We start from the raw sequence: 24,750 nt of genomic DNA, 5'->3' as shown, positions 1-24,750 counted from the left end.
GAGAGAGCCCTCCATGTCTCGTTCCGAAACCCTGTTTGCCAACGCCCAGAAGCACATCCCCGGTGGCGTCAACTCGCCGGTGCGGGCGTTCAAGAGCGTTGGCGGCACGCCGCTGTTCTTCAAGCACGCCGAAGGCGCCTATGTCACCGACGAAGATGACAAGCGCTATGTCGACTATGTCGGCTCCTGGGGCCCGATGATTCTCGGCCACAGCCACCCGGACGTACTGGACTCGGTGCGCAAGCAGCTGGAGCACGGCCTGTCCTATGGCGCGCCGACCGCGATGGAAACCGAGATGGCCGACCTGGTCTGCTCGATCGTGCCCTCGATGGAAATGGTCCGCATGGTCAGCTCCGGCACCGAAGCGACCATGAGCGCCATTCGCCTGGCCCGCGGCTACACCGGCCGTGACAGCATCATCAAGTTCGAAGGCTGCTACCACGGCCACTCCGACAGCCTGCTGGTCAAGGCCGGCTCCGGCCTGCTGACCCAGGGCGTACCGAGCTCGGCCGGGGTACCGGCGGCCTTCGCCAAGCACACCCTGACCCTGCCGTTCAACGACATCGACGCCGTGGAAAAAATGCTGGCTGAAGTCGGCCAGGAAGTCGCCTGCATCATCGTCGAGCCGGTGGCCGGCAACATGAACTGCGTACCCCCTGCCCCGGGCTTCCTCGAAGGCCTGCGCTCGCTGTGCGACAAGCATGGCGTGGTACTGATCTTCGACGAAGTGATGACTGGCTTTCGTGTCGCCCTGGGCGGCGCCCAGGCGCACTACGGCGTCACCCCGGACCTGTCGACCTTCGGCAAGATCGTCGGTGGCGGCATGCCGGTGGGCTGCTTCGGCGGCAAGCGCAAGATCATGGAGCAGATCGCGCCGCTGGGCCCGGTCTACCAGGCCGGCACCCTGTCGGGCAACCCGCTGGCCATGGCCGCCGGCCTGACCACCCTGAAGCTGATCAGCCGCCCGGGCTTCCACGATGAGCTCAGCGCCTACACCAGCCGCCTGCTCGACGGCCTGCAGCAGCGCGCCGATGCCGCCGGCATTCCGTTCGTCACCACCCAGGCCGGTGGCATGTTCGGCCTGTACTTCACCGGGGCCGACGACATCGTCACCTTCGATGACGTGATGGCCAGCGATGCCGAGCGCTTCAAGCGCTTCTTCCACCTGATGCTCGAAGGTGGCGTGTACCTGGCGCCGAGCGCCTTCGAGGCCGGCTTCACCTCGATCGCCCACGGTGAAACCGAGCTGAAGATCACCCTGGATGCCGCCGAGCGGGCGTTCGCCAAGCTCAAGAACTGAACGATGGGAGCGGGCTTGTCCCCCGAAGCGATGTGGCTGACAGAGCGCAATCGCGGGGCAAGCCCGCTCCTACCGAGGGTTGCTGAGCAGAAAATCGAGTAAAGACTTTGTAAGGTTGGCGTTGCTTATCCCATAATGTGCCACCAGACACTTTGGCCGCAGCTTTGCAGAGGTAAGTCGACCCCATGAACCGCACCGGCCGCGCCCTCGCCCTGGGCTGCCTGTTGCTTCTTCAGCCCCTGCTGGCCTCGGCAGGCGGTAACTCGTTGCTGATTCCGGCAACGGGCCGCTGCACCCTCAATTCCCAACCCGAAGACCTGCCCCAGGCCCTGGCGGCGTGCCAGCAGGCAGCGGCGTCCGGTGACGCGCAGGCGCAGTACGAACTGGGCGAGTTCTATTACGAAGGCACCAATACTCCGCGCGACCTCAAGCAGGCCCTGAGCTACTTCGAGCAGGCCTCGCTGCAAGGCCACGCCGAGGCTCAATACCGCCTGGGGACCATGTTCTTCAAGGGGGAAGGTGTCGCCGCCAACAATGTACAGGCGTACATCGTGTTGAAAATGGCAGCGGTCAATGGCGCCGAAGACGCCCTGGACATGGCCGACGAAGTGTCGGCGCAAATGCCCCGCGACGAACTGGAAACCGCAACCCAGGTACTGGGCCAGATCTTCCGCAAATACCTGCTCGAACTGCAAACCGCCGAAGGCCGCACGCCCTTCGCGCCACTGCCCTGAAACCGGTTTACTTTTCCGGCATTGGCATCGGGAACGGCATTACATTGCCAACGCCACGGGCCTCGCTGATTTTCGGCGTACCCAGCCGCTCCACCTCATCGATACGCACGATCGAATGCATCGGCACGAAACTGCGCACCACGCCTTCGAACTGGGCCTTGAGCTTTTCCTCGCTCGGATCGACCACGACCTGGGTACGCTCGCCGAAGACAAACTCTTCTATTTCCAGGAAGCCCCACAGATCGCTCTGGTAGATCTGCTTGGCATACATCTCGAACACCTGGCCCTGGTTGAGAAAGATCACTTTATAGATAGGCGCTTCACGTTTGCTCATTTCGGCGAGGACAGTCACAGGTTGTAAAGAAAGCGCAAACTATAACATAGGCCCCGAACCGACAACGCTAGGATCCACTGCCCACGCCCCTTATAATATGCGGTTCTTCGAATTACCTGATGATCTCCCATGGCCAAGAAGCTCTATATCGAAACCCACGGTTGCCAGATGAACGAGTACGACAGTTCGCGCATGGTCGATCTGCTGGGAGAACATCAGGCCCTTGAGGTCACCGAGCGCGCCGAAGACGCCGACGTGATCCTGCTCAACACCTGCTCGATCCGCGAGCGCGCCCAGGACCGGGTGTATTCCCAGCTGGGTCGCTGGCGTGAGCTGAAGGACCAGAACCCGGAGATGGTCATCGCCGTGGGCGGCTGCGTGGCCAGCCAGGAAGGCGAGTCGATCCGCAAGCGGGCACCGTACGTCGACGTGGTATTCGGCCCGCAGACCCTGCACCGGCTGCCGGAAATGATCGATGCCGCACGCACCACGCGCCTGCCCCAGGTCGACGTGTCGTTCCCGGAAATCGAAAAGTTCGACCACCTGCCCGAGCCGCGCATCGACGGGCCGACCGCCTATGTGTCGGTCATGGAAGGCTGCAGCAAATACTGCACCTTCTGCGTGGTGCCCTACACCCGCGGCGAGGAAGTCAGCCGGCCGTTCGATGATGTACTCAGCGAAGTCCTCCACCTGGCCGAGAACGGCGTGCGCGAGATCACCCTGCTGGGCCAGAACGTCAATGGCTACCGGGGTCAAACCCACGATGGCCGACTGGCCGATCTCGCTGAACTGATCCGCGTCGTGGCGGCGGTGGATGGCATCGAGCGCATCCGCTACACCACCTCGCACCCGCTGGAGTTTTCCGACAGCCTGATCCAGGCCCACGCCGAAGTGCCGGAGCTGGTCAAGCACCTGCACTTGCCGGTGCAGTCGGGCTCCGACCGGGTGCTGGCGGCGATGAAGCGCAACCACACCATCCTCGAGTACAAGTCCAAGCTGCGCAAGCTCAAGGCCGCCGTGCCGGGTATTTGCATCAGCTCGGACTTCATCGTTGGCTTCCCGGGTGAAACCGAGAAAGATTTCGAACAGACCATGAAGCTGGTGGCCGACGTGGGCTTCGACTTCTCCTACTCCTTCATCTACAGCCAGCGCCCGGGCACCCCGGCGGCCGACCTGCCCGACGACACCCCGGAAGAAGTGAAAAAGGAGCGGCTCAAGGCCCTGCAACATCGCCTCGACACCCAGGGCTTCGAAATCAGCCGACAAATGGTCGGTACGCTCCAGCGCATCCTCGTCACCGACTACTCGCGCCGCGACCCCGGCCAGTTGCAGGGGCGCACCGAGAATAATCGTATCGTCAACTTCCGCTGCGACAATCCGAAGCTGATCGGCCAGTTCGTCGACATCCACATCGACGATGCGCGCCCGCATTCGCTGTTCGGCTCGCTGGCACAATGACCTGTCCGGCCGGGCCGCAACACTGGCCCGGCAACCCTTGATCGTTTCAGCGCTTTCGCCCTGCGGCGGCTGGGGTTATCCTTGAGTCCATCTCCATTGCCGTTGGGCGGCTGAAAAACGACCTTGAACGCACCCATAGAACCTCATCGTTTCATCCTCGAACCTTTCGAGGCCCATCGCTTCGCCAATCTGTGCGGGCAGTTCGACGAGCATTTGCGCCTGATCGAACAGCGCCTGGCCATTGAAATCCGCAACCGCGGCAATCAGTTCGAACTGATCGGCGAACCCAGGCACACCTCCTCTGCCGAGCAACTGCTGCGCCGCCTCTATCGCGAGACCAAGGCTACCGAGCTGTCGCCGGAAATGGTCCACCTGTTCCTGCAGGAGTCTGCGGTCCAGGAGCTGGAGAACCCGGCCGTCAACGAAGTCAGTGTCTCCCTGCGCACGCGCAAGGGCATGATTCGTCCGCGCGGGCTGAACCAGCAGCGCTATGTGAAGGAAATCCTCGGCAACGACATCAACTTCGGCATTGGTCCGGCCGGTACCGGCAAGACCTACCTGGCCGTGGCCTGCGCCGTCGATGCGCTGGAGCGCGAACAGGTCCGGCGCATCCTGCTGGTGCGCCCGGCGGTCGAAGCCGGCGAGAAGCTCGGCTTCCTGCCCGGCGACCTGGCCCAGAAGATCGACCCGTACCTGCGCCCGCTGTATGACGCGCTGTACGAGATGCTCGGCTTCGAACACGTGGCCAAGCTGATCGAGCGTCAGGTGATCGAGATCGCCCCGCTGGCCTACATGCGTGGCCGCACCCTGAACAACAGCTTCATCATCCTCGACGAGAGCCAGAACACCACGGTCGAGCAGATGAAGATGTTCCTGACCCGTATCGGCTTCGGCTCCACGGCGGTGATCACCGGTGACATCACCCAGGTGGACCTGCCGCGTGGCACCAAGTCGGGCCTGGCCCATGTGATCGAAGTGCTCAAGGATGTGCCGGGCATCAGTTTCACCCATTTCCAGCCCAAAGACGTCGTGCGCCATCCATTGGTTCAGCGCATCGTCGAAGCCTACGAGCGCTTCGAAGGCCGTCAGCAGGACACCAGCGAAGGCAACCGCCGCGATGCTTGAACTTGACCTGCAACGGGCCACGGATGCCGCCGCCCCTGATGACGCCCTCTTCCGCCGCTGGTGCGAGCTGGCCCTGCGCCAGCGCAGTGCCGACTCGGAAATGACCATTCGCCTGGTGGACGAAGCCGAAGGCCGTGAGCTCAATCACACCTACCGGCACAAGGACTACGCCACCAATGTGCTGTCTTTCCCGGCCGATGTCCCCGACGACCTGCTCGACATTCCCCTGCTCGGCGACCTGGTGATCTGCGTGGCCGTGGTCGAGCGCGAGGCCGCCGAACAGGGCAAGTCCCTGGAAGCGCACTGGGCCCACCTGGTGATCCACGGTTGCCTGCACCTGTTGGGCTACGACCACATCGAAGACGATGAGGCCGAGGAAATGGAAGCACTGGAACGAACGTTGCTAGCTGAACTGGGTCATCCGGACCCGTACGCCGACGACGAACACGACGACATCCAACACTGATATCTGCAAGGATCACGAGTAACCGCCATGAGCGAAGATCGATCGAGCAACGGGCAAAAGTCCTGGCTGGGCAAACTGACCCAGGCTTTTGCCCACGAGCCGAAAAACCGACAGGAGCTGCTTGAGCTGCTGCGCGAAGCCCACCAGAACAAGCTGCTCGACAGCGAGGCGCTGACCATCGTCGAAGGTGCCATCCAGGTGGCCGACCTGCAGGTGCGCGACATCATGGTGCCGCGCTCGCAGATGATCAGCATCAAGGCCACGCAGTCGCCGCGCGAGTTCCTGCCGGCGGTGATCGACGCTGCGCACTCGCGCTACCCGGTGGTCGGCGAAAGCCACGACGACGTGCTCGGTGTGTTGCTGGCCAAGGACCTGCTGCCGTTGATCCTCAAGGAGAACGGCGAGAGCTTCAACATCAAGGATCTGCTGCGCCCGGCCACTTTCGTGCCGGAGTCCAAACGCCTGAACGTGTTGTTGCGTGAATTCCGTGCCAACCACAACCACATGGCCATCGTCATCGACGAGTACGGTGGTGTGGCCGGCCTGGTGACCATCGAGGACGTACTCGAGCAGATCGTCGGCGACATCGAGGACGAGCACGATGTCGAGGAAGACAGCTACATCAAGCCGCTGCCCAGCGGAGACTTCCTGATCAAGGCGCTGACCCCGATCGAGAACTTCAACGAGTTCTTCGACAGCCAGTTCTCCGACGACGAATTCGACACCGTCGGCGGCCTGGTCATGAGCGCCTTCGGTCATCTGCCCAAGCGTAACGAGATCACCGAAATCGGCCCGTACCGGTTCCGTATCCTCAATGCCGACAGCCGCCGGATACACCTGCTGCGTCTGACCCCTATCACCCGTTAAGGACAACCATGCGCTGGATCACCCGCCCCGGCTGGCCCGGTAACCTGCTGGCCGTGGCGGCTGGCGCAATCACCACCCTGGCCCTGGCGCCGTTCGACATCTGGCCGCTGGCCCTGCTGGCAGCCGGCCTGTTCTACCTCGGCCTGCGCGAGCTGAGCCCGCGCCAGGCCCTAGGCCGCGGCTGGTGCTTCGGCTTCGGCCTGTACAGCGCCGGCACCAGCTGGATCTACGTCAGCATCAACACCTATGGTGGCGCGCCCCCCTGGCTGGCCATCGGCTTGTTGCTGGCGTTCTTTGCCGCCATCGCCTGGTTCTTCGCCCTGCCCGCCTGGCTCTGGGCACGCTGGCTGCGCCGCAACGAGGCGCCCCTGGCCGACGCCCTGTGCTTCGCCGCCCTGTGGGTCGGCCAGGAAGCCTTCCGCGGCTGGTTCCTCACCGGTTTCCCATGGATGTACTCCGGCTACAGCCAGCTCGACGGCCCATTGTCGGGCCTGGCCCCGGTCGGAGGCATGTGGCTGATCTCGTTCTGCCTGGCGCTGTGCGCGGCCTTGCTGTGCAACCTGCCGCGCCTGCGCGAGCGCAAATCGTTCCTGGCTGTCGCGGTGGCGCTGATACTGGCCCCCTGGGCCGTCGGCCTGGCACTCAAGCACCACGCCTGGACGGAGCCTGCCGGCAAGCCCCTGACCGTCGCCGCCCTGCAAGGCAACGTCGAGCAGGAGCTGAAATGGAACCCCGAACACGTCAACGCCCAACTGGCCCTGTACCGCGACATGAGCTTCAGCTCCAAGCCCGTCGATCTGCTGGTCTGGCCGGAAACCGCCGTGCCGATCCTCAAGGACCAGGCCCAAGGCTACCTGGACATGATGGGCAACTTTGCCGCCGAGCGTAACTCGGCGCTGATCACCGGCCTGCCGGTGCGCGAAGTGGTGCACCAGCAACGGCGCTACTACAACGGCATCACCGTCACCGGCGAGGGCGACGGCACCTACCTCAAACAGAAACTGGTGCCTTTCGGCGAGTACGTGCCGCTGCAGGACATGCTGCGCGGCCTGATCGCCTTCTTCGACCTGCCGATGTCGGACTTTGCCCGGGGACCCGCGGACCAGCCGTTGCTGCAGGCCAAGGGCTATCAAATCGCGCCGTACATCTGCTACGAAGTGGTCTATCCGGAGTTCGCCGCCAGCCTTGCCGCGCGCAGCGACCTTCTCCTGACCATCAGCAACGACACGTGGTTCGGCACCTCCATCGGTCCCCTGCAGCACTTGCAGATGGCCCAGATGCGCGCCCTGGAAGCCGGACGCTGGATGATCCGCGCCACCAACAACGGCGTCACCGGCCTGATCGACCCGTTCGGACGGATCACCGCGCAGATTCCGCAGTTCGAACGCGGGATCCTCTACGGTGAAGTGGTGCCAATGCAGCAGCTCACCCCTTACCTGCAGTGGCGCTCCTGGCCACTGGTGATCGTGTGTGCGCTACTGCTGGGCTGGGCCCTGCTGGCCAGCCGGATCGCCAAGACGGTCTAGTAGAACAGGCGGTAACCGAGCAGGCCAACGGCTTCATTGAGCAGTTGGCCGCTCTGCCAGATGGATTTGCTCTCTGGCAGCCAGCCACCATAAGGCCGGCCATGCTCGCGACCGAGAAAGCCCACCGGCGCCGGCACCACCTCGAACCCCGCCTGCTCGAAACTCCAGCGCGAGCGCTGCATATGCCAGGCCTGGGTCACCACGACCACGCGCTTTATCCCCTGCGGCAAGAGCATCTCGGCACTCATCTGGGCATTCTCCCAAGTGGTGCGGCTGCGCTCCTCCTTCCAGCGCACATTGACCCCCAGGTCGCGCTGCAGGGCGTCGGCCATCAATTGCGCCTCGCTGGGCGGCGATCCGAAGTGCAAGCCACCCGTGGTCAGCACCGGCAAGCCCGACGCCTTGGCCAGTTGCGCGGCATAGCGCATGCGCTCCATGCCCACCCCCGTGGGCTGGTCAAGTTGATCCCAGGCTGGATCCCCACGCTCGCGTCCGGCACCGAGGATGACGATGGCATCGGCCCGGGTGGCCAGTTGCGCCCACTGCTCACGGCCGAGCGCCGGCTCGGTTTCCAGCAGGCGTGCCGAGCGTTCAACGACAATCGGCAGGCTCATCGCCCACAACCCGCCCAATCCCAGGACAAAGCACAAGGCAGACAGCCGTGGCCAGGAACGGCGCAGCCACCAGGCGGCAATCAGCAGCAGGAACAGGATGCCGGGCGGCAGGATCATTTGCTTGATGAGATAGCGAATCGGCAAGGGACACCTCCATGGAGGTGTGCAGCCTAGAATGATCGGCACCTGGCAACAATGGTCAGGCACCGATCATCTGATTTTTTTCGAAGCTGGCGCACTCCGTATTGCGCCTGGTAATCCGAACGGCTATCTGAATTGCAGCGTCCTGGATTTTGCCGTGGTGGTGGAGCGTGCCTTGTCCTTGAGCCAGACGACTCTGGACGTAGTAGGCGGCTCCGGTGTGAGCTGTGCACCGGCGCGTCCATGCCAGCCCTCCGGAAGGGAGTCCAGATAGGCTTTGATCACATCGAATTCGGCGCGGCTCAGACCACGCAACTCCAATTCAGCAGGCACTTCATCGCGTAACCGAACGGCGGTTCTGGCGACATCCAGGGCCAACCCCAGACGATCGATCAGCCGTTCGTAAAGCTCCGGTTTCGTTGCTTGTAGCTGCGACTCTCCCATCCGCTCACCTCATTGAAGATAAATATATCTCCCCCAATGATGAGCTTAGCGTCACTCGCAAAAGCGGCCGGACGCCGCGACCAACGGCCCACGGCGGCGAATGCGGTGCAATCAGGGTTTCCCACGGTGGACAGGGCTCATGTATGCTAGGGCGTTCACCATTTTGACCCCGGATTGCCGATGCAGCGGTTTTACCGCTGCCTGGATAAGGTCTCCCATTTCTCAGCGCAAAGTAGCCATGCACGAACTCTATCAGCCCCGCGAAATCGAAGCAGCCGCCCAGTCGTACTGGAACGAGCAAAAGTCTTTTGAAGTCAGTGAACAGCCAGGCAAAGACACCTTTTACTGCCTGTCGATGTTCCCGTACCCGAGCGGCAAGCTACACATGGGCCACGTGCGCAACTACACCATCGGTGACGTGATTGCCCGCTACCAGCGCATGCTGGGCAAGAACGTCCTGCAACCGATGGGCTGGGACGCCTTCGGCATGCCGGCAGAAAACGCCGCGATGAAGAACAACGTCGCGCCGGCCAAGTGGACCTACGAAAACATCGAGTACATGAAGACCCAGCTCAAGAGCCTGGGCCTGGCCTTCGACTGGTCGCGCGAAGTCACCACCTGCAAGCCGGACTACTACCGCTGGGAACAGTGGCTGTTCACCCGCCTGTTCGAAAAAGGCGTGATCTACCGCAAGAACGGGACCGTGAACTGGGACCCGGCCGACCAGACCGTACTGGCCAACGAGCAGGTCATCGACGGCCGCGGCTGGCGTTCGGGCGCGCTGATCGAGAAGCGCGAAATCCCGATGTACTACTTCAAGATCACCGACTATGCCGACGAGCTGCTGGAAAGCCTCGACGAGCTGCCGGGCTGGCCCGAGCAGGTCAAGACCATGCAGCGCAACTGGATCGGCAAGTCCCGTGGCATGGAGGTGCAGTTCCCCTTCGACCAGGCCAGCATCGGCCACGCCGGGGCACTGAAAGTCTTCACCACCCGTCCGGACACCCTGATGGGTGCCACCTATGTGGCCGTTGCCGCCGAGCACCCGCTGGCCACCCAGGCCGCCCAGGGCAACCCCGAGCTGCAAGCCTTCATCGACGAATGCAAGAGCGGCAGCGTCGCCGAAGCCGACGTCGCCACCCAGGAGAAAAAGGGCCTGGCCACCTCGCTGTTCGTCGAGCACCCGCTGACCGGCGAAAAACTGCCGGTGTGGGTCGCCAACTACGTGCTGATGCACTACGGTGATGGCGCAGTAATGGCCGTACCGGCCCACGACGAGCGCGACTTCGAATTCGCCAAGAAGTACAACCTGCCGTTCAAGGCCGTGATTCGTACCCGCCTGGGTGACGAAGTCGCTGCCGAGTGGGACGTTGCCTGCGGCGAATACGGCGAGCTGATCAACTCCGGCGAGTTCGACGGCCTGGACTTCGCCGGTGCCTTCGATGCCATCGAAGTTGCCCTGATCAAGAAAGAACTCGGCAAGTCGCGTACCCAGTTCCGCCTGCGCGACTGGGGTATCAGCCGCCAGCGCTACTGGGGCTGCCCGATCCCGATTATCCACTGCCCGTCCTGCGGCGATGTGCCAGTACCTGAAGACCAGTTGCCGGTCACCCTGCCCGAGAACGTGGTTCCCGATGGCGCCGGCTCGCCGCTGGCACGCATGCCCGAGTTCTACGCATGCACTTGCCCGAAATGCGGCACGGCGGCCAAGCGCGAAACCGACACCATGGACACCTTCGTCGAGTCGTCCTGGTACTTCGCCCGCTACGCCTCGCCGAACTATGAAGGCGGCCTGGTCGATCCGAAGGCGGCCAACCACTGGCTGCCGGTGGACCAGTACATCGGTGGCATCGAGCACGCCATCCTGCACCTGCTGTACGCGCGCTTCTTCCACAAGCTGATGCGCGACGAAGGCCTGGTCACCTCCAACGAGCCGTTCAAGAACCTGCTGACCCAGGGCATGGTCGTCGCCGAGACCTACTACCGCGTTGCCAGCAACGGCGGCAAGGACTGGTTCAACCCGGCCGATGTCGAAGTCGAGCGCGATGCCAAGGCCAAGATCATTGGCGCCCGCCTGAAAACCGACGGCCTTCCGGTCGAGATCGGCGGCACCGAGAAGATGTCCAAGTCCAAGAACAACGGCGTTGACCCGCAGGCGATGATCGAAGCCTACGGTGCCGACACCTGCCGCCTGTTCATGATGTTCGCCTCGCCGCCCGACATGAGCCTGGAATGGTCCGACTCCGGCGTCGAAGGTGCCAGCCGCTTCCTGCGTCGTGTCTGGCGCCTGGCCCAGGCCCATGTCACCCAGGGCCTGCCTGGCAAGCTCGACATCGCCACCCTGGACGATGCGCAGAAAGCGATCCGCCGTGCCACTCACGCTGCGATCAAGCAGGCCAGCACCGACGTCGGCCAGTTCCACAAGTTCAACACCGCCATCGCCCAGGTGATGACCCTGATGAACGTGCTGGAAAAAGCCCCGCAAACCACCGAGCAGGACCGTGCCCTGCTGCAGGAAGGCCTGGAAGCGGTCGTTCTGCTGCTGTCGCCGATCACTCCGCACATCAGCCACGAACTGTGGCATCGCCTGGGCCACCAGGAAGCCGTCATCGACGCCGCTTGGCCGGCAGTGGATGAAAGCGCCCTGGTCCAGGACAGCATCGTCCTGGTCGTCCAGGTCAACGGCAAGCTGCGCGGTCAGATCGAAATGCCGGCCGCCGCCAGCCGCGAGGACATCGAAGCCGCTGCCCGCAGCAACGAGAACGTGCTGCGCTTCATCGACGGCCTGAGCATCCGCAAGGTCATCGTGGTACCGGGCAAGCTGGTCAATATCGTCGCCAACTGACAGGAATACGGGCCCGCCCCGGCGGCGGGCCCGTGTACGGATTTGGCCCACAAGGGAGCAACAAGATGATCAAACGCAATCTGCTGGTGATGGGCCTGGCTGTCATGCTCAGCGCCTGCGGTTTCCAGCTGCGCGGCACCGGCCAGACGGAGCTTGCGATCAAGGAATTGGACCTGGACGCACGCAACGCCTACGGCGAGACCGTTACCCAGCTGCGCCAGGCCCTGCAGAGCAACGGCGTCAATGTGCATGCCGGCGCGCCGTACAAGCTGATCCTGACCAACGAAGCTGAATCTCAGCGTGCAGCCACCTATGCCGGCGGCTCGGGCCGCTCTGCCGAGTATGAGCTGAGCACCGTGTTGAGCTACAGCATCGATGGACACGACAATACCAACCTGCTCAACGACAAGCTCGAAGTGCGCAAGACCTACATGCATGACGGCAACAACATCACCGGCTCGCAACAGGAAGCCCTGCAGGCCCGCAAGGAAATGCGCAGCGAACTGGTGCAGAACATGCTGGTGCGCCTGCAACTGCTGACCCCGAGCCAGCTGGACATGTTGCAACAGAAAGCCGACGAGCGTGCCAAGGCCGAAGCCGACGCCCTGGAAGCGGCCCGCCGCGCCCAGGATGCCACCCCTCAGCAGTCGCCCCTGCAACTGCCTGCCAACTGAGCCTGAACGGGGCACTTCGGTGCCCCGCCTGCGATCATGAAACTCGCCCCCGCCCAGCTCAACAAGCACCTGCAAGGCAGCCTCGCACCGGTCTACGTGATCAGTGGCGATGACCCGCTGCTGTGCCAGGAAGCCGCCGATGCAGTACGTGCCGCCGCACGCCAGCAAGGCTTCGATGAACGCCAGGTGTTCAGCGCCGACGCCAACTTCGACTGGGGCACCTTGCTCCAGGCCGGGGCCAGCCTGTCGCTGTTCGCCCAGCGCCGCCTGCTGGAATTGCGCCTGCCGTCGGGCAAGCCTGGCGACAAGGGCGCCGCCGCACTGATCGAGTACTGCTCTCGCCCCGCCGAAGACACCCTGCTGCTGGTCAGCCTGCCCAAGCTCGATGGCAGCGCGCAGAAGACCAAATGGGGCAAGGCGTTGATCGAGGGGGCGCAGGTTCAGTTCATACAGATCTGGCCGGTCGACACCCAGCAGTTACCCCAATGGATCAACCAGCGCCTTTCCCAGGCGGGTTTGTCGGCCCAACGCGATGCCGTCGACCTGATTGCCGCCCGGGTGGAAGGCAACCTGCTGGCCGCCGCCCAGGAAATCGAAAAGCTCAAGCTGCTGGCCGAAAGCAATCAGATCACGGTGGAAACCGTGCAGGCTGCAGTGGCCGACAGTGCCCGCTTCGATGTGTTCGGCCTGGTCGATGCCATTCTCAATGGCGAAGCGGCCCACGCCTTGCGCATGCTTGAAGGCTTGCGTGGCGAGGGCGTCGAACCGCCGGTGATTCTCTGGGCCCTGGCCCGGGAGTTGCGCGTACTGGCGGGACTGGCCCAGCAATACAGCCAGGGGGTGCCCCTGGACAAGGCCTTCAGCCAGGCCCGGCCACCGGTCTGGGACAAGCGCAAGCCACTGATGAGCAAAGCCCTGCAACGCCATTCAGCGCAACGCTGGAGCCAGTTGCTGCAGGATGCCCAGCGCATTGACGCGCAGATCAAGGGGCAGGCCCAGGGCTCGCCCTGGACCAGCCTGGCGCGGTTGTCGTTGTTGATGGCGGGGCAGCGCCTGGCCTTGCCTGCGGAATAACGCCAATCGCGGGGCAAGCCCGCTCCCACAGGCAATGCCTGCCCCCCCCCCCTGTGGGAGCGGGCTTGCCCCGCGATGCCTTCACCCCTATATTGCGCCCGATACCCACCCCACAGGACCTCCTGTCATGAGCAAGAAAACTGCGAAGCCCGGGCCCAACAAGGCCAAGTCGATCATCGCCCAGCCCCTGTTCCGTTGTCGCCAGGAGCGAGCAGGCAAAGGCAAAGGCAGCTACCGCCGCGAAGCCTTCCAATCGAGAGATTGGGAGGCTTCGTACTTTCGGGCCGCATAAAAGCAAGAATTCGACAGGCATGGTATGGTCAGCACCTGACCTGAAATACCTGGAACTGTGCATGCCCTTTTGTCTTACCCATCGTTGGCAACCTCGCCAACTGATCGCTGCCTCCAGCCTGATCCTGCTCGTTGCCTGCGCGGAAAAACCTACCGCCGCCGACGCGCTACCGCTGGCCCCTGCCCAGCCGGCCCCGGTGGTCACCCTGCCGACCCCCGCCGTCGACACCAGCAACGAAATCCAGCCACTGCAAACCTTTGCCCAATGGCAGGCAGGTTTCCGCCAGCAAGCCCTGCAAGCGGGCATCAACGCCGGCACCTTCGACCGCGCGTTCCTCGGCGTCACGCCGGACATGGACGTGGTCAAGGCTGATCGCAGCCAACCCGAATTCACCCGCCCGGTCTGGGAATACCTGGACGGCGCGCTGTCGCCCCTGCGCGTACGCAACGGCAAGGCGCTGCTGGAGAAACATGCCGAGCTGCTCAGCCAGCTCGAACAACGCTACGGCGTCGACCGCCAGGTGCTGGTCTCGGTCTGGGGCATGGAAAGCAACTTCGGCCAGTTCCAGGGCAATAAATCGGTAATCCGCTCCCTGGCAACCCTGGCCTATGAAGGCCGCCGCCCGGCATTCGCCCAGGCGCAGCTGATCGCGGCCCTGCAGATCCTGCAGAACGGCGACATCCAGCCCGACGCCATGCGCGGTTCCTGGGCCGGCGCCATGGGCCAGACCCAGTTCATCCCCACCACCTACAACACCCATGCGGTGGATTTCGACGGCGACGGTCGCCGGGATATCTGGAACAGCTCCGCCGACGCCCTGGCCTCGACCGCCCATTACCTGCAGAGCTCCGGCTGGAAGCGCGGCGAACCCTGGGGCTTCGAGGTGCAACTGGCACCCGGTTTCGACTACTGGCTGGCCGATGGCAGCCAGCGCAAGAGCGTGGCCGAATGGCTGCAATTGGGCCTGAAGCTGCCAACCGGCGTGCGCCTGCCGGCCGGCAGCCAGCAACTGTCCGCCGCCCTGCTGCTGCCGGCCGGTTATCGCGGCCCGGCGTTCCTGGTACTGGATAACTTCCGCGCCATCCTCAAGTACAACAACTCCTCGTCCTATGCCATGGCAGTAGGTCTGCTCGGTGACCGTTTCTACGGCTCAGGCTTCATTGCCGGCAGCTGGCCCAAGGACGACCTGCCCCTGAGCCGCAGCGAGCGGGTCGAACTACAGACCCTGCTCAGCGCCAGGAACTACGACGCCGGCGCGGCCGACGGCATTATCGGTGCCAACACCCGCAAGGCCATCCGCAGTGCGCAACAGGCACTGGGATGGCCGGCGGATGGTTATCCGACCCACAAGCTGCTGGAAAACCTGCGCCAGCGCTGAACATGAAAACGCCCCATCAACGGGGCGTTTTTTATTGTGCGAACAGATCTTCCTGTAGCTGCAATTGCTGGCGATCCGCATCCAGCCGCACCTGCGCACCCAAGGGCAGTGTCAGGTTGGGGTCGCAATGACCGCTGCGCCAGCCGGCCAGCACCGGTATGCGCAAGGGTTCGAACATCTCGCGCATCAGCGGCGCCAGGGCTTGCACAGTCAATCCGACGAAGTCGCCGACCAACACACCCCGCAGGCCCTCGAACTTGCCCGCCAGGCGCAGCTGGGTCAGCAGGCGGTCGATGCGGTACAGCGGCTCGTTGACATCCTCGATGAACAAAATGCCATCCTGGCTGCACAGTTCCGCCGAGGTCCCCAGGGTTGCACCGAGCATCGCCAGGTTGCCGCCCACCAGGCGCCCTGTCGCCGCGCCAGGGACGATTGTGCTCAAGGGGTAGGCCTGTGGATGCGCCAGTGTGTCGCCGCGCCCCAGCCTGCCACTGAGCAGTGCGAACAGGGAAGACTCCGTCGGCGCCTGCTTATCGGCCAGCAACTCGGACTTGAGCATCGCCCCATGGAAGGTCACGAACCCCGCCTGCCGGGCAATGGCACCATGCAACGCAGTGATGTCACTGTAGCCCACCAGGGGCTTGGGGTGGTTGCGCAACAGGTCGAAATCGATGCCGTCGAGCAGGCGCATGCTGCCGTACCCACCGCGCAGGCAGATGATGGCATCCACATCGTTGGCGGCGAAGGCCGCATGCAGGTCGGCCAGGCGCTGCGCATCACTGCCGGCCAGGTAGCCTTGCGACTCGGTGACACCGGGATAGATCCGGCATTGATAACCACGGTGCTCGAACCAGTGGATCGCCTTGAGCGTGTCGACCCGGGCCGGACCGGCCGGGGCAATGATTGCGATGCAGCCCTGTTCCGGCAGCGGCTTCGGTAACCGCCGACAGTCAGGCTGCACCTGTGGTCGATGATCGAAGGGAGGATTCATCCAGACGACTCCTTGTATGGACCTGGCCGGTGGTTCTGGCGACATGGGTAAGCAGATGGTGCCCGCAAAACCTGCCACAAACAAAAATGCCGATGTCGCCGGCAAGCGGACATCGGCATTGGACTACGCCATCGATCAGAGCTTGATCTTGGCCTCGTGAGCCTGCTGGTCGGCGTGGTACGAGGAACGTACCAGCGGACCGGAAGCCACGTTCTTGAAGCCCATCTTGTAGCCTTCTTCGGCGAACCAGGCGAAGGTGTCCGGGTGCACGAAGCGCTGCACCGGCAAGTGGCTGCGCGAAGGCTGCAGGTACTGGCCCAGGGTCAGCATGTCGATGTTGTGCTCGCGCATGCGGTGCATCACTTCGATCACTTCTTCGTCGGTCTCGCCCAGGCCCAGCATCAGGCCGGACTTGGTCGGCACGTGCGGCACCAATTCCTTGAACTTCTGCAGCAGGGTCAGCGACCACTGGTAGTCCGACCCCGGACGCGCAGCCTTGTACAGGCGCGGCACGGTTTCCAGGTTGTGGTTGAACACGTCTGGCGGGGTTTGCGCGGTGATTTCCAGGGCTACGTCCATGCGTCCACGGTAGTCCGGCACCAGGGTCTCGAGCTGCACGCCCGGCGACAAGGCACGGATCTCACGGATGCAATCGGCAAAGTGCTGAGCACCGCCGTCACGCAGGTCGTCGCGGTCCACCGAGGTGATCACCACGTACTTCAGGCGCAGGTCGGCGATGGCCACGGCGAGGTTCTTCGGCTCGTCGACATCCAGGGGTTTTGGCCGGCCGTGGCCAACGTCACAGAACGGGCAGCGACGGGTGCAGATGTCACCCATGATCATGAAGGTCGCGGTACCGCCGGAGAAGCACTCGCCCAGGTTCGGGCAGGACGCTTCTTCACAGACGCTGTGCAGCTTGTGCTTGCGCAGCAGTTGCTTGATACGGTCGACTTCCGGGGAAACCGGGATGCGTACACGGATCCAGTCGGGCTTCTTCGGCAGCTCGTCGGTGGGGATGATCTTTACCGGGATACGCGCAACTTTCTCCGCGCCCCGCAGCTTGACGCCCGCTTCGACCTTGGGCCGTGGCGTTGGGGTCACGCTTTGCACTGCATCTTGCACAACAGTAGTCATATTCAGAAGATTCCGCCCGTTAGGGTCGTCTGCTCAGCATAGTCGAGGTGCTTGACCAGCTGCCCGCGCAGCCTTGCCCTGACCTCGGAGAGTTCGATCGGGCCTGCCTGATCGCGCAGCTGGGTCATGGCCAGCCCCGCATACCCGCAGGGGTTAATCCGGCGGAATGGCCCAAGGTCCATGTCCACGTTCAAGGCAAGGCCATGGAAAGAACAGCCATTGCGAATCCGCAAGCCGAGCGAGGCGATCTTCGCCCCGTCGACATAGACGCCCGGTGCATCGGCCTTGGCGGCCGCCTCGACGCCGTAGCTGGCCAGCAGCTCGATCAGGCTGCGCTCGATGCGGCTGACCAGGTCGCGCACGCCAAAACCCAGGCGACGCACGTCGAGCAACAGGTAGGCCACCAACTGGCCCGGGCCGTGATAGGTCACCTGGCCGCCACGATCGGTCTGCACCACCGGGATATCCCCCGGCACCAGCAGGTGCTCGGCCTTGCCCGCCTGGCCCTGGGTGAACACCGGTGGGTGTTCAACCAGCCACACCTCGTCGACGGTATCCGGGCCACGCTGGTCGGTGAACCGACGCATGGCCTCCAGCACCGGCTCGTAGGGCAGCAGGCCGAGGTCGCGAACACCGAGGCTGGTCGGCATCAGAGCACCATTTTCACGATGCCGGTAGCACGCAGGGCGCTATTGATGTCATGCAGCTGGTCTTCGCCGGTGGCGACGATGTGCAGTTGCACCGTGGTGTACTTGCCTTCCTTGCTCTGGCGCTCGGCCAGTGTCTTGAGATCGACTTCGGCGTACTTCTTGAGGATCTCGATCACCGTGTCCTTGAAATTGACCACGGTGTCGCCGATGACCTTGATCGGGTAATCGGCGCAGGGGAATTCGATTTTGTGCGACTTGACGTCAGGTTCAGTCATGGCGGTAACGGCCTCGTAAGCCGTGGCAACAACAACGCCCCCGCGTGAATGCGCGAGGGCGTGGCAGGTCACGATATCAGTTGAACAACCCGTAGAAGAATAGACGAATGCTATCCCACACCCGGCCGAAGAAACCAGCTTCCTCGACAGCGTCCAGCGCGATCAGGTCGGCGCTGTGGACTACCTTGTCATCCAGTTTGACTTCCACTTTACCGATCACGTCACCTTTGGCGATCGGAGCGGTCAGTTGCGGGTTCATGGTCATGCTTGCCGCCAGGCGTTTCAATTGGCCTTTAGGCAAAGTCATGCTCAGGTCGTTGGCAAGACCGGCCTTGACCTGATTGGCGGTACCTTTCCAGACCGGAGCCTGGGCCAGTTCGGTGCCCTTCTGGTAGAAGGTCTGGGTTTCGAAGAAGCGGAAACCGTAGGTCAGCAGCTTCTGGGTTTCAGCGGCACGGGCTTGCTCGCTGTTGGTACCGAAGACCACGGCGATCAGGCGCATGCCATCACGTACGGCCGACGACACCATGCAGTAGCCTGCTTCTTCGGTATGACCGGTTTTCAGGCCATCGACGGTCTTGTCACGCCACAGCAGCAGGTTGCGGTTCGGCTGCTTGATGTTGTTCCAGAAGAACTCTTTCTGCGAATAGATCGCATAGTGCGCAGGATCTTCGTTGATGATCGCGCGTCCCAGGATGGCCATGTCGCGCGCCGACGAGTAATGCTCAGGGTTCGGCAGGCCGGTCGGGTTCATGAAGTGACTGTTGGTCATGCCCAGGTCACTGGCAGTCTTGTTCATCATGTCGGCGAAGGCATCTTCGCTACCGGCGATGTGCTCGGCCAGGGCGACACTGGCGTCGTTGCCCGACTGGATGATGATGCCGTGCAGCAGGTCGCTGACGCTGACCTGGGTGCCGACCTTGATGAACATCCGCGAGCCACCGGTACGCCAGGCGTTTTCGCTGACGGTCACCGGATCGTTCTCGCCGATCTGGCCACGGCGGATGTCCAGGGTCGCGATGTAGGCGGTCATCAGCTTGGTCAGACTGGCCGGCGGCAAACGCTCGTCACCATTGTTCTCGACCAGGACATTACCGCTGGAAGCTTCCATGAGCACGTAGGACTTGGCTGCCAGTTGCGGCGGCGACGGCATCATCTGCTCTGCCGCGAAGGCGGCAGGGGTGATCATCAGCGGAACAAGCAGGCAAAGGCGTTTGGCGAAGGTGGTGATGTTCATCCGTCTCTCGAAATGGCTAATGGGCTCATGCCCTCATGGGCAAAACGTTTTTCAGGCGCAAGGCCTTGCGAGCAAAACCGCCATTGTACATGGCCGCAATGCCCGCTTGCATGACAAACCGACCAGTCCCCCCGGTCAGTCCGCCGTGACGACTTTCGCCTGGCCGAGGTTGGCCAGGCGCACACTGTCCTGCATTTTCTGCGCTTCACCCTGGCTGTTGATCGGCCCCATGCGTACCCGGTGCAGGGTCTGCTGGTTGCGCACGATCGAACTGATGAAGACCGGTGCGCTGACCATGCCGCTGAGCTTGGAGCGCAGCAGTTCGGCCGCATCCGGGTTGGCGAAGGCACCGACCTGCAAGTAAAGACCATTGCTGGCCGGGCCACTGTTACTGGCGATCTGCACGGGCACGACCGCTGCGGCATGCTGCTGCGGCGGCGGTGTCCACTGCTCGACCGCACCGGTGCTGGTCGAGAACGCCTGGGTCTGGGCTACCTGCGGCTGGTCCAGCACCATCGGCGCCGGCTGGCCACGCTGGGCCCACCACTGTTTCGGGTCGATGCCCTCGACACGCACCCGTGCCGTGCCGGTTTCGGCATAGCCCAGTTTTTTCGCCGCCGCGTAGGACAGGTCGATGATGCGGTCCGAATAGAACGGTCCCCGGTCGTTGACCCGCAGGATCACGCTGCGGTGGTTGTCCAGGTTGGTGACCTTGACGTAGGCCGGCAGCGGCAGTGTCTTGTGCGCCGCGCTCATGCCGTAGAGGTCATAGACCTCGCCATTGGCCGTGTTCTGGCCGTGAAACTTGGTGCCATACCACGACGCCGTACCTTCGGCGCGGTAGTTGCGCGAGTCCTGGATCGGGAAGTAGGTCTTGCCCAGCACGGTGTACGGGTTGGCCTTGTAGTTACCGGTGTGCACGGTCGGCGTGGCGTCCGGGATCTTCGAGACATCGACATCCCACCACGGCGCACCGTCCTTGTGTGCCCGGTTGATATCCAGGCCGGGCTTGGCCTTGACCACGTTGCCGCTTTGCTGTGCCGGACGGCTCGAGGAACAGCTGGCCAGCAGCAAGCCCAGGGCCGCGCAGCCGATCAGTTTGAGAGATGTGTCTGAAAACAAAACGCGCATTACTTGGCGCCCCGTGCTTGAACCAGCAGGTCCGATAGCTGATGTACCGCCATGGCGTACATCACGCTGCGGTTGTAGCGAGTGATCGCGTAGAAGTTTTTCAGGCCCAGCCAGTATTCGGGGCCGTTGTCGCCTTCGAGCCGGAAAGCGGTGACCGGCAGATCATCACGCAACGCATCATGACTTGACCAGCCCAGCGCCCGCAACTGCGCGACCGTCTTGACCGCGTCGATGCCGGGGCTCAGGCCCTCGTCGACCCGATTGCCACTGACCGTGGCGCGACTGACCACCTGCTCGCCGGCGACCCAGCCGTGACGCTTGAAGTAGCTGGCCACGCTGCCGATGGCATCGTCCGGGTTGTTCCAGATATTGATGTGCCCGTCGCCATCGAAGTCCACGGCGTAGGCGCGGAAACTGCTGGGCATGAACTGCGGCAAGCCCATGGCACCGGCGTAGGAGCCCTTGAGCACCAGCGGATCGACCTGTTCTTCGCGGGCCAGGAGCAGGAACTCGCGCAGTTCCTTGCGGAAGAACTCGGCCCGTGGCGGGTAGTCGAAGCCCAGGGTCGACAACGCGTCGATCACCCGGTAGTTGCCGGTGTTGCGGCCAAAGAAGGTCTCGACGCCGATGATCGACACGATGACCTGGGCCGGTACGCCATATTCCTGCTCGGCACGGGCCAGGGTGGCTTCATGCTGGCGCCAGAAATCCACGCCACGGGCGACCCGGGCGTCGGTGAGGAACATCGGGCGATAGTCCTTCCACGGCTTTACCCGCTCGGCAGGTCGGGAAATGGCATCGAGGATCGACTGCTTGCGCTGTACCTCGCGAAACACATCCATCAACTGTTCACTGGCAAAGCCATAATCGCGAGTCATCTCGCTGACGAATTCGGCCACCTGGGGCGAACCGTCGTAGTCGCTGGCGGCAGCCTGCTGCACACCACCGAGCAAGCCGATCAGGCCGACCCAGGGCGCACAACGAGCGGCCCAGCCACGCATTGCTTGCATGTAATTCTTCACCTTATTCAAACCTGTGCAATCCATTTGCGATGCGTGTGGATCGACATGAGAACCCCAAACGCTGACAGCAGCGTCACCAACGAAGTTCCGCCATAACTAATGAAGGGCAGCGGCACACCCACCACGGGCAACAGGCCGCTGACCATACCGATATTGACGAACACATAAACAAAGAAGGTCATGGTCAGGCTGCCGGCCAGCAGCTTGCCGTAGAGCGTCTGCGCCTGGGCGGTGATCACCAGGCCGCGACCGATCAGCAGCAGGTAGATCAGCAACAGGGCACAAATGCCGACCAGACCGAACTCCTCGCCCATTACGGCGATGATGAAGTCCGTGTGGCTTTCCGGCAGGAAGTCCAGGTGCGACTGGGTACCCAGCAGCCAACCCTTGCCGAATACGCCTCCGGAGCCGATCGCCGCCTTGGACTGGATGATGTTCCAGCCAGTACCCAGCGGGTCGCTTTCCGGGTCGAGGAAGGTCAGCACCCGCTGCTTCTGGTAGTCGTGCATGACGAAGAACCACATGGCCACGGCCACCGGCACGGCGGCGGCGATCACGCTGAGGATCCAGCGCCAGCGCAGCCCGCCCATGAACAGCACGAACGCGCCCGAGGCCAGGATCAGCAGCGCCGTCCCGAGGTCGGGCTGGCGCACGATGAGGATGAACGGCACACCGATCATGATCAGGCTGATCATCACATGCTTGAGGTGCGGCGGCAGCGAACGCTTGGCCAGGTACCAGGCGATGGTCGCCGGCATGATGATCTTCATGAATTCCGAGGGCTGGAAGCGGATCACCCCGGGGATGTTGATCCAGCGCGTGGCGCCCATGGCGTTGTGGCCCATGACGTCCACCACCACTAGCAAGACCACCCCACCGACGTAGGCCAGCGGTACCCAGCGCGCCATGAAGCGCGGCTCCAGCTGGGCGATGATGAACATCGATACCAGGCCGATGCCGAAGGAGCTGGCCTGCTTGAGCAGCAGGTCCCAGTTCTTGCCGCTGGCCGAATAGAGGACGAACAGGCTGCCGGCCGCCAGGGTCAGCAGCAGGATCAGCAAGGGGCCATCGATGTGGATGCGCTGCAGGAAGCTGGCGCGGCGGCGCATGACATCCTCACTGGAGAGCATGCGATCGAAATTACTCATCACGGCGCCGATTCCTGGGCAATGGAAGGGTTGGCAAATTCAGGCTTGAGGCGGCCATCGGCGCCGAGCAACCAGGCGTCCATGACCTGACGCACCACAGGGGCGGCCACGCCAGAGCCGGACTCACCGTTCTCGACCATCACCGACACCACGATCTTCGGGTTGTCGGCCGGGGCGAAGCCGACGAACAGGGCGTGGTCGCGATGGCGCTCCTGCAGTTTGTTGCGGTCGTACTTCTCACCTTGCTTGATCGCCACCACCTGGGCGGTACCACTCTTGCCGGCGATCCGGTACTGGGCACCGATGGAGGCCTTGCGCGCGGTACCGCGGGCACCGTGCATCACCTGCTCCATCCCGTGGGTGACCTTGTTCCAGTCGGACTTGTCACGCAGGACGATATCCTCCATCGGGTTCTCGTCCACCGGCGGCAAGCCTTCGATGGTCTTGGCCAGGTGCGGGCGGTTCCACTTGCCCTTGTTGGCGATCAGCGCAGTGGCCTGGGCCAGTTGCAAGGGCGTGGCCTGCATGTAGCCCTGGCCGATACCGAGGATCAGGGTCTCGCCCGGGAACCAGGCCTGGCGCCGGGTGGCCCGTTTCCACTCGCGCGAAGGCATCAGGCCCGGCGACTCCTCGAACATGTCCAGCGAGACCTTCTGGCCGATGCCGAAGCGATTCATGTAGCTCGACAGACGGTCGATGCCCATCTTGTGCGCCAGGTCGTAGAAGTAGGTGTCGTTGGAGCGCATGATCGCCGTGTCGAGGTCGACCCAGCCATCGCCCGTACGGTTCCAGTTACGATACTTGTGGTCGTAGTTGGGCAACTGGTAGTAGCCCGGGTCGAACACCCGGCTCGTCGCCGTCACCACGCCACTGTCCAGGCCGGCGATGGCCACCGCTGGCTTGATGGTCGAACCCGGCGGATACAAGCCACGCAGCACGCGGTTGAACAGTGGCCGGTCGATGGAGTCACGCAGCTCGGCGTAGGCCTTGAAGCTGATACCGGTGACGAACAGGTTGGGGTCGAAGCTTGGCTGGCTGACCATGGCCAGGACTTCGCCGGTGTTCGGATCAAGCGCGACGATGGCGCCACGACGCCCCGCCAGGGCCGCCTCGGCGGCCTCCTGCAACTTGATGTCGAGGCTCAGGACGATGTCCTTGCCAGGGATAGGGTCAGTGCGCTTGAGCACCCGCAATACCCGGCCACGGGCGTTGGTCTCGACCTCTTCATAACCGACCTGGCCGTGCAGCTCAGGCTCGTAGAAGCGCTCGATACCGGTCTTGCCGATATGGTGGGTGCCGCTGTAGTTGACCGGATCGAGGGTCTTGAGCTCTTTTTCGTTGATCCGACCGACATAACCGACCGAATGGGCGAAATGCGCGCCCTGCGGGTAATGCCGCACCAGTTGGGCGACCACTTCCACCCCGGGCAGGCGGAACTGGTTCACCGCGATCCGGGCGATCTGCTCCTCGGACAGCTCGAACAGGATCGGCACCGGCTCGAACGGCCGGCGCCCCTGGCGCATGCGTTTTTCGAACAGGGTCCGGTCGTCCGGGGTCAGTTCCAGCACTTCGACGATCACATCAAGCACCTGCTGCCAGTCGCCGGAGCGCTCGCGGGTCATGCTCAGACTGAAGCTCGGCCGGTTGTCGGCGATGATCACCCCGTTGCGGTCGAAGATCAGCCCGCGGGTCGGCGGAATCGGCTGCACGTGCACCCGGTTGTTTTCCGACAGCGTCGAGTGGTAGTCGTACTGGATCACCTGCAGGTAATACAAGCGCGCGATCAGCACGCAGATCAGCAGGACGATCGCCACGGCACCGACCACGACGCGACTGCGCACCAAACGGGCGTCTTTCTCGTGATCCTTGAGGCGAATCGGCTGCGTCATT

General features: G+C 63.3%; 25 protein-coding genes. 13 read left to right on the top strand and 12 right to left on the bottom strand.

The annotated features are described in order from the left end of the window. Positions 1-13 precede the first annotated feature (13 nt). Positions 14-1,300: a glutamate-1-semialdehyde 2,1-aminomutase gene (gene hemL, locus ACIQUS_RS17225; protein WP_403048724.1), complete on the top strand. Its 1,287-nt coding sequence runs from the start codon at positions 14-16 to the stop codon at positions 1,298-1,300. Between the two features lie 185 nt (positions 1,301-1,485). After that, positions 1,486-2,034, top strand: coding sequence for a tetratricopeptide repeat protein (locus tag ACIQUS_RS17220; RefSeq protein WP_403048721.1), 549 nt, complete (start codon positions 1,486-1,488; stop codon positions 2,032-2,034). A gap of 7 nt (positions 2,035-2,041) precedes the next feature. Here the strand turns inward: ACIQUS_RS17220 and ACIQUS_RS17215 are convergent, their stop codons facing one another. Then, the gene (locus ACIQUS_RS17215) at positions 2,042-2,368 is read right to left on the bottom strand and encodes a DUF1820 family protein (protein ID WP_285861904.1); all 327 of its coding nucleotides are present in this window, start codon (positions 2,366-2,368) and stop codon (positions 2,042-2,044) included. Positions 2,369-2,497: 129 nt separating this feature from the next. Here ACIQUS_RS17215 and miaB point away from each other — a divergent pair, with 129 nt between their 5' ends. The 5 genes from miaB to lnt all read left to right on the top strand — a co-directional run bounded on the left by miaB (position 2,498) and on the right by lnt (position 7,810). Beyond that, a complete protein-coding gene (gene miaB, locus ACIQUS_RS17210; RefSeq protein WP_403048717.1) occupies positions 2,498-3,826 on the top strand; it encodes a tRNA (N6-isopentenyl adenosine(37)-C2)-methylthiotransferase MiaB in 1,329 nt (442 codons plus the stop codon). Positions 3,827-3,949: 123 nt separating this feature from the next. Beyond that, positions 3,950-4,951 carry a PhoH family protein gene (locus ACIQUS_RS17205; protein WP_403048714.1) on the top strand — a complete coding sequence of 334 codons (1,002 nt, stop codon included), beginning with the start codon at positions 3,950-3,952 and terminating at the stop codon, positions 4,949-4,951. Next, on the top strand, positions 4,944-5,417 hold the full coding sequence (gene ybeY / locus ACIQUS_RS17200; RefSeq protein ID WP_403048712.1) for an rRNA maturation RNase YbeY: 474 nt from the start codon (positions 4,944-4,946) through the stop codon (positions 5,415-5,417). Before ACIQUS_RS17205 ends, ybeY begins: the two co-directional genes overlap by 8 nt. Before the next feature lie 27 nt (positions 5,418-5,444). Further along, positions 5,445-6,284 carry an HlyC/CorC family transporter gene (locus ACIQUS_RS17195; RefSeq protein WP_403048709.1) on the top strand — a complete coding sequence of 280 codons (840 nt, stop codon included), beginning with the start codon at positions 5,445-5,447 and terminating at the stop codon, positions 6,282-6,284. Between the two features lie 8 nt (positions 6,285-6,292). Further along, positions 6,293-7,810 (top strand): apolipoprotein N-acyltransferase, encoded by a 1,518-nt coding sequence (lnt, locus tag ACIQUS_RS17190; RefSeq protein WP_403048706.1) that lies wholly within the window; start codon positions 6,293-6,295, stop codon positions 7,808-7,810. On the opposite strand, the gene ACIQUS_RS17185 is transcribed toward lnt, so the two are convergent. Then, positions 7,807-8,568, bottom strand: coding sequence for a YdcF family protein (locus ACIQUS_RS17185; RefSeq protein ID WP_403048703.1), 762 nt, complete (start codon positions 8,566-8,568; stop codon positions 7,807-7,809). The genes lnt and ACIQUS_RS17185 overlap by 4 nt on opposite strands. 123 nt (positions 8,569-8,691) lie before the next feature. Beyond that, positions 8,692-9,009: a hypothetical protein gene (locus tag ACIQUS_RS17180; RefSeq protein ID WP_403048700.1), complete on the bottom strand. Its 318-nt coding sequence runs from the start codon at positions 9,007-9,009 to the stop codon at positions 8,692-8,694. 238 nt (positions 9,010-9,247) lie between these two features. On the opposite strand from ACIQUS_RS17180, the gene leuS reads away from it, so the two are divergent. The 5 genes from leuS to ACIQUS_RS17155 all read left to right on the top strand — a co-directional run bounded on the left by leuS (position 9,248) and on the right by ACIQUS_RS17155 (position 15,272). Continuing rightward, positions 9,248-11,854, top strand: a complete 2,607-nt coding sequence (leuS, locus tag ACIQUS_RS17175) for a leucine--tRNA ligase (protein ID WP_403048697.1) — start codon at positions 9,248-9,250, stop codon at positions 11,852-11,854. Between the two features lie 65 nt (positions 11,855-11,919). Beyond that, positions 11,920-12,528, top strand: coding sequence for an LPS assembly lipoprotein LptE (lptE, locus tag ACIQUS_RS17170; RefSeq protein ID WP_403048694.1), 609 nt, complete (start codon positions 11,920-11,922; stop codon positions 12,526-12,528). A gap of 36 nt (positions 12,529-12,564) precedes the next feature. Then, positions 12,565-13,602: a DNA polymerase III subunit delta gene (gene holA / locus ACIQUS_RS17165; protein WP_403048691.1), complete on the top strand. Its 1,038-nt coding sequence runs from the start codon at positions 12,565-12,567 to the stop codon at positions 13,600-13,602. A gap of 127 nt (positions 13,603-13,729) precedes the next feature. After that, a complete protein-coding gene (arfA, locus tag ACIQUS_RS17160) occupies positions 13,730-13,894 on the top strand; it encodes an alternative ribosome rescue factor ArfA (RefSeq protein ID WP_403048688.1) in 165 nt (54 codons plus the stop codon). 61 nt (positions 13,895-13,955) lie between these two features. Then, positions 13,956-15,272 (top strand): lytic murein transglycosylase, encoded by a 1,317-nt coding sequence (locus tag ACIQUS_RS17155; protein ID WP_403048685.1) that lies wholly within the window; start codon positions 13,956-13,958, stop codon positions 15,270-15,272. A 31-nt stretch (positions 15,273-15,303) separates the two neighbouring features. Here ACIQUS_RS17155 and ACIQUS_RS17150 read toward each other — a convergent pair whose 3' ends face one another. Further along, positions 15,304-16,263 carry an LD-carboxypeptidase gene (locus ACIQUS_RS17150; RefSeq protein WP_403048682.1) on the bottom strand — a complete coding sequence of 320 codons (960 nt, stop codon included), beginning with the start codon at positions 16,261-16,263 and terminating at the stop codon, positions 15,304-15,306. A gap of 16 nt (positions 16,264-16,279) precedes the next feature. Here ACIQUS_RS17150 and ACIQUS_RS17145 point away from each other — a divergent pair, with 16 nt between their 5' ends. Then, the gene (locus ACIQUS_RS17145; protein ID WP_403048679.1) at positions 16,280-16,423 is read left to right on the top strand and encodes a hypothetical protein; all 144 of its coding nucleotides are present in this window, start codon (positions 16,280-16,282) and stop codon (positions 16,421-16,423) included. Here ACIQUS_RS17145 and lipA read toward each other — a convergent pair. The 8 genes from lipA to mrdA all read right to left on the bottom strand — a co-directional run bounded on the left by lipA (position 16,399) and on the right by mrdA (position 24,749). Further along, complete coding sequence (lipA, locus tag ACIQUS_RS17140) at positions 16,399-17,397, bottom strand: lipoyl synthase (RefSeq protein WP_403048676.1); 999 nt, start codon at positions 17,395-17,397, stop codon at positions 16,399-16,401. The genes ACIQUS_RS17145 and lipA overlap by 25 nt on opposite strands. A gap of 2 nt (positions 17,398-17,399) precedes the next feature. Next, positions 17,400-18,047 carry a lipoyl(octanoyl) transferase LipB gene (gene lipB, locus ACIQUS_RS17135; RefSeq protein WP_403048673.1) on the bottom strand — a complete coding sequence of 216 codons (648 nt, stop codon included), beginning with the start codon at positions 18,045-18,047 and terminating at the stop codon, positions 17,400-17,402. After that, a complete protein-coding gene (locus ACIQUS_RS17130) occupies positions 18,047-18,322 on the bottom strand; it encodes a DUF493 domain-containing protein (protein WP_285861888.1) in 276 nt (91 codons plus the stop codon). The genes lipB and ACIQUS_RS17130 overlap by 1 nt, the downstream gene beginning before the upstream one ends. 76 nt (positions 18,323-18,398) lie before the next feature. Then, positions 18,399-19,559, bottom strand: coding sequence for a D-alanyl-D-alanine carboxypeptidase family protein (locus tag ACIQUS_RS17125; protein WP_403048669.1), 1,161 nt, complete (start codon positions 19,557-19,559; stop codon positions 18,399-18,401). Between the two features lie 135 nt (positions 19,560-19,694). Next, a complete protein-coding gene (locus tag ACIQUS_RS17120) occupies positions 19,695-20,690 on the bottom strand; it encodes a septal ring lytic transglycosylase RlpA family protein (protein ID WP_403048666.1) in 996 nt (331 codons plus the stop codon). Next, entirely contained in the window at positions 20,690-21,700 is a 1,011-nt protein-coding gene (gene mltB, locus ACIQUS_RS17115) for a lytic murein transglycosylase B (protein WP_403048663.1), read from the bottom strand. The genes ACIQUS_RS17120 and mltB overlap by 1 nt, the downstream gene beginning before the upstream one ends. Positions 21,701-21,717: 17 nt before the next feature. Further along, a complete protein-coding gene (gene rodA / locus ACIQUS_RS17110; protein ID WP_403049010.1) occupies positions 21,718-22,821 on the bottom strand; it encodes a rod shape-determining protein RodA in 1,104 nt (367 codons plus the stop codon). Positions 22,822-22,859: 38 nt separating this feature from the next. Further along, on the bottom strand, positions 22,860-24,749 hold the full coding sequence (gene mrdA / locus ACIQUS_RS17105; RefSeq protein ID WP_403048660.1) for a penicillin-binding protein 2: 1,890 nt from the start codon (positions 24,747-24,749) through the stop codon (positions 22,860-22,862). Position 24,750 lies beyond the last annotated feature (1 nt).

The sequence above is a fragment of the Pseudomonas sp. NPDC090755 genome (assembly GCF_044769005.1).
Classification (GTDB): domain Bacteria; phylum Pseudomonadota; class Gammaproteobacteria; order Pseudomonadales; family Pseudomonadaceae; genus Aquipseudomonas.
This window is presented reverse-complemented; position numbering and strand designations above follow the sequence as displayed.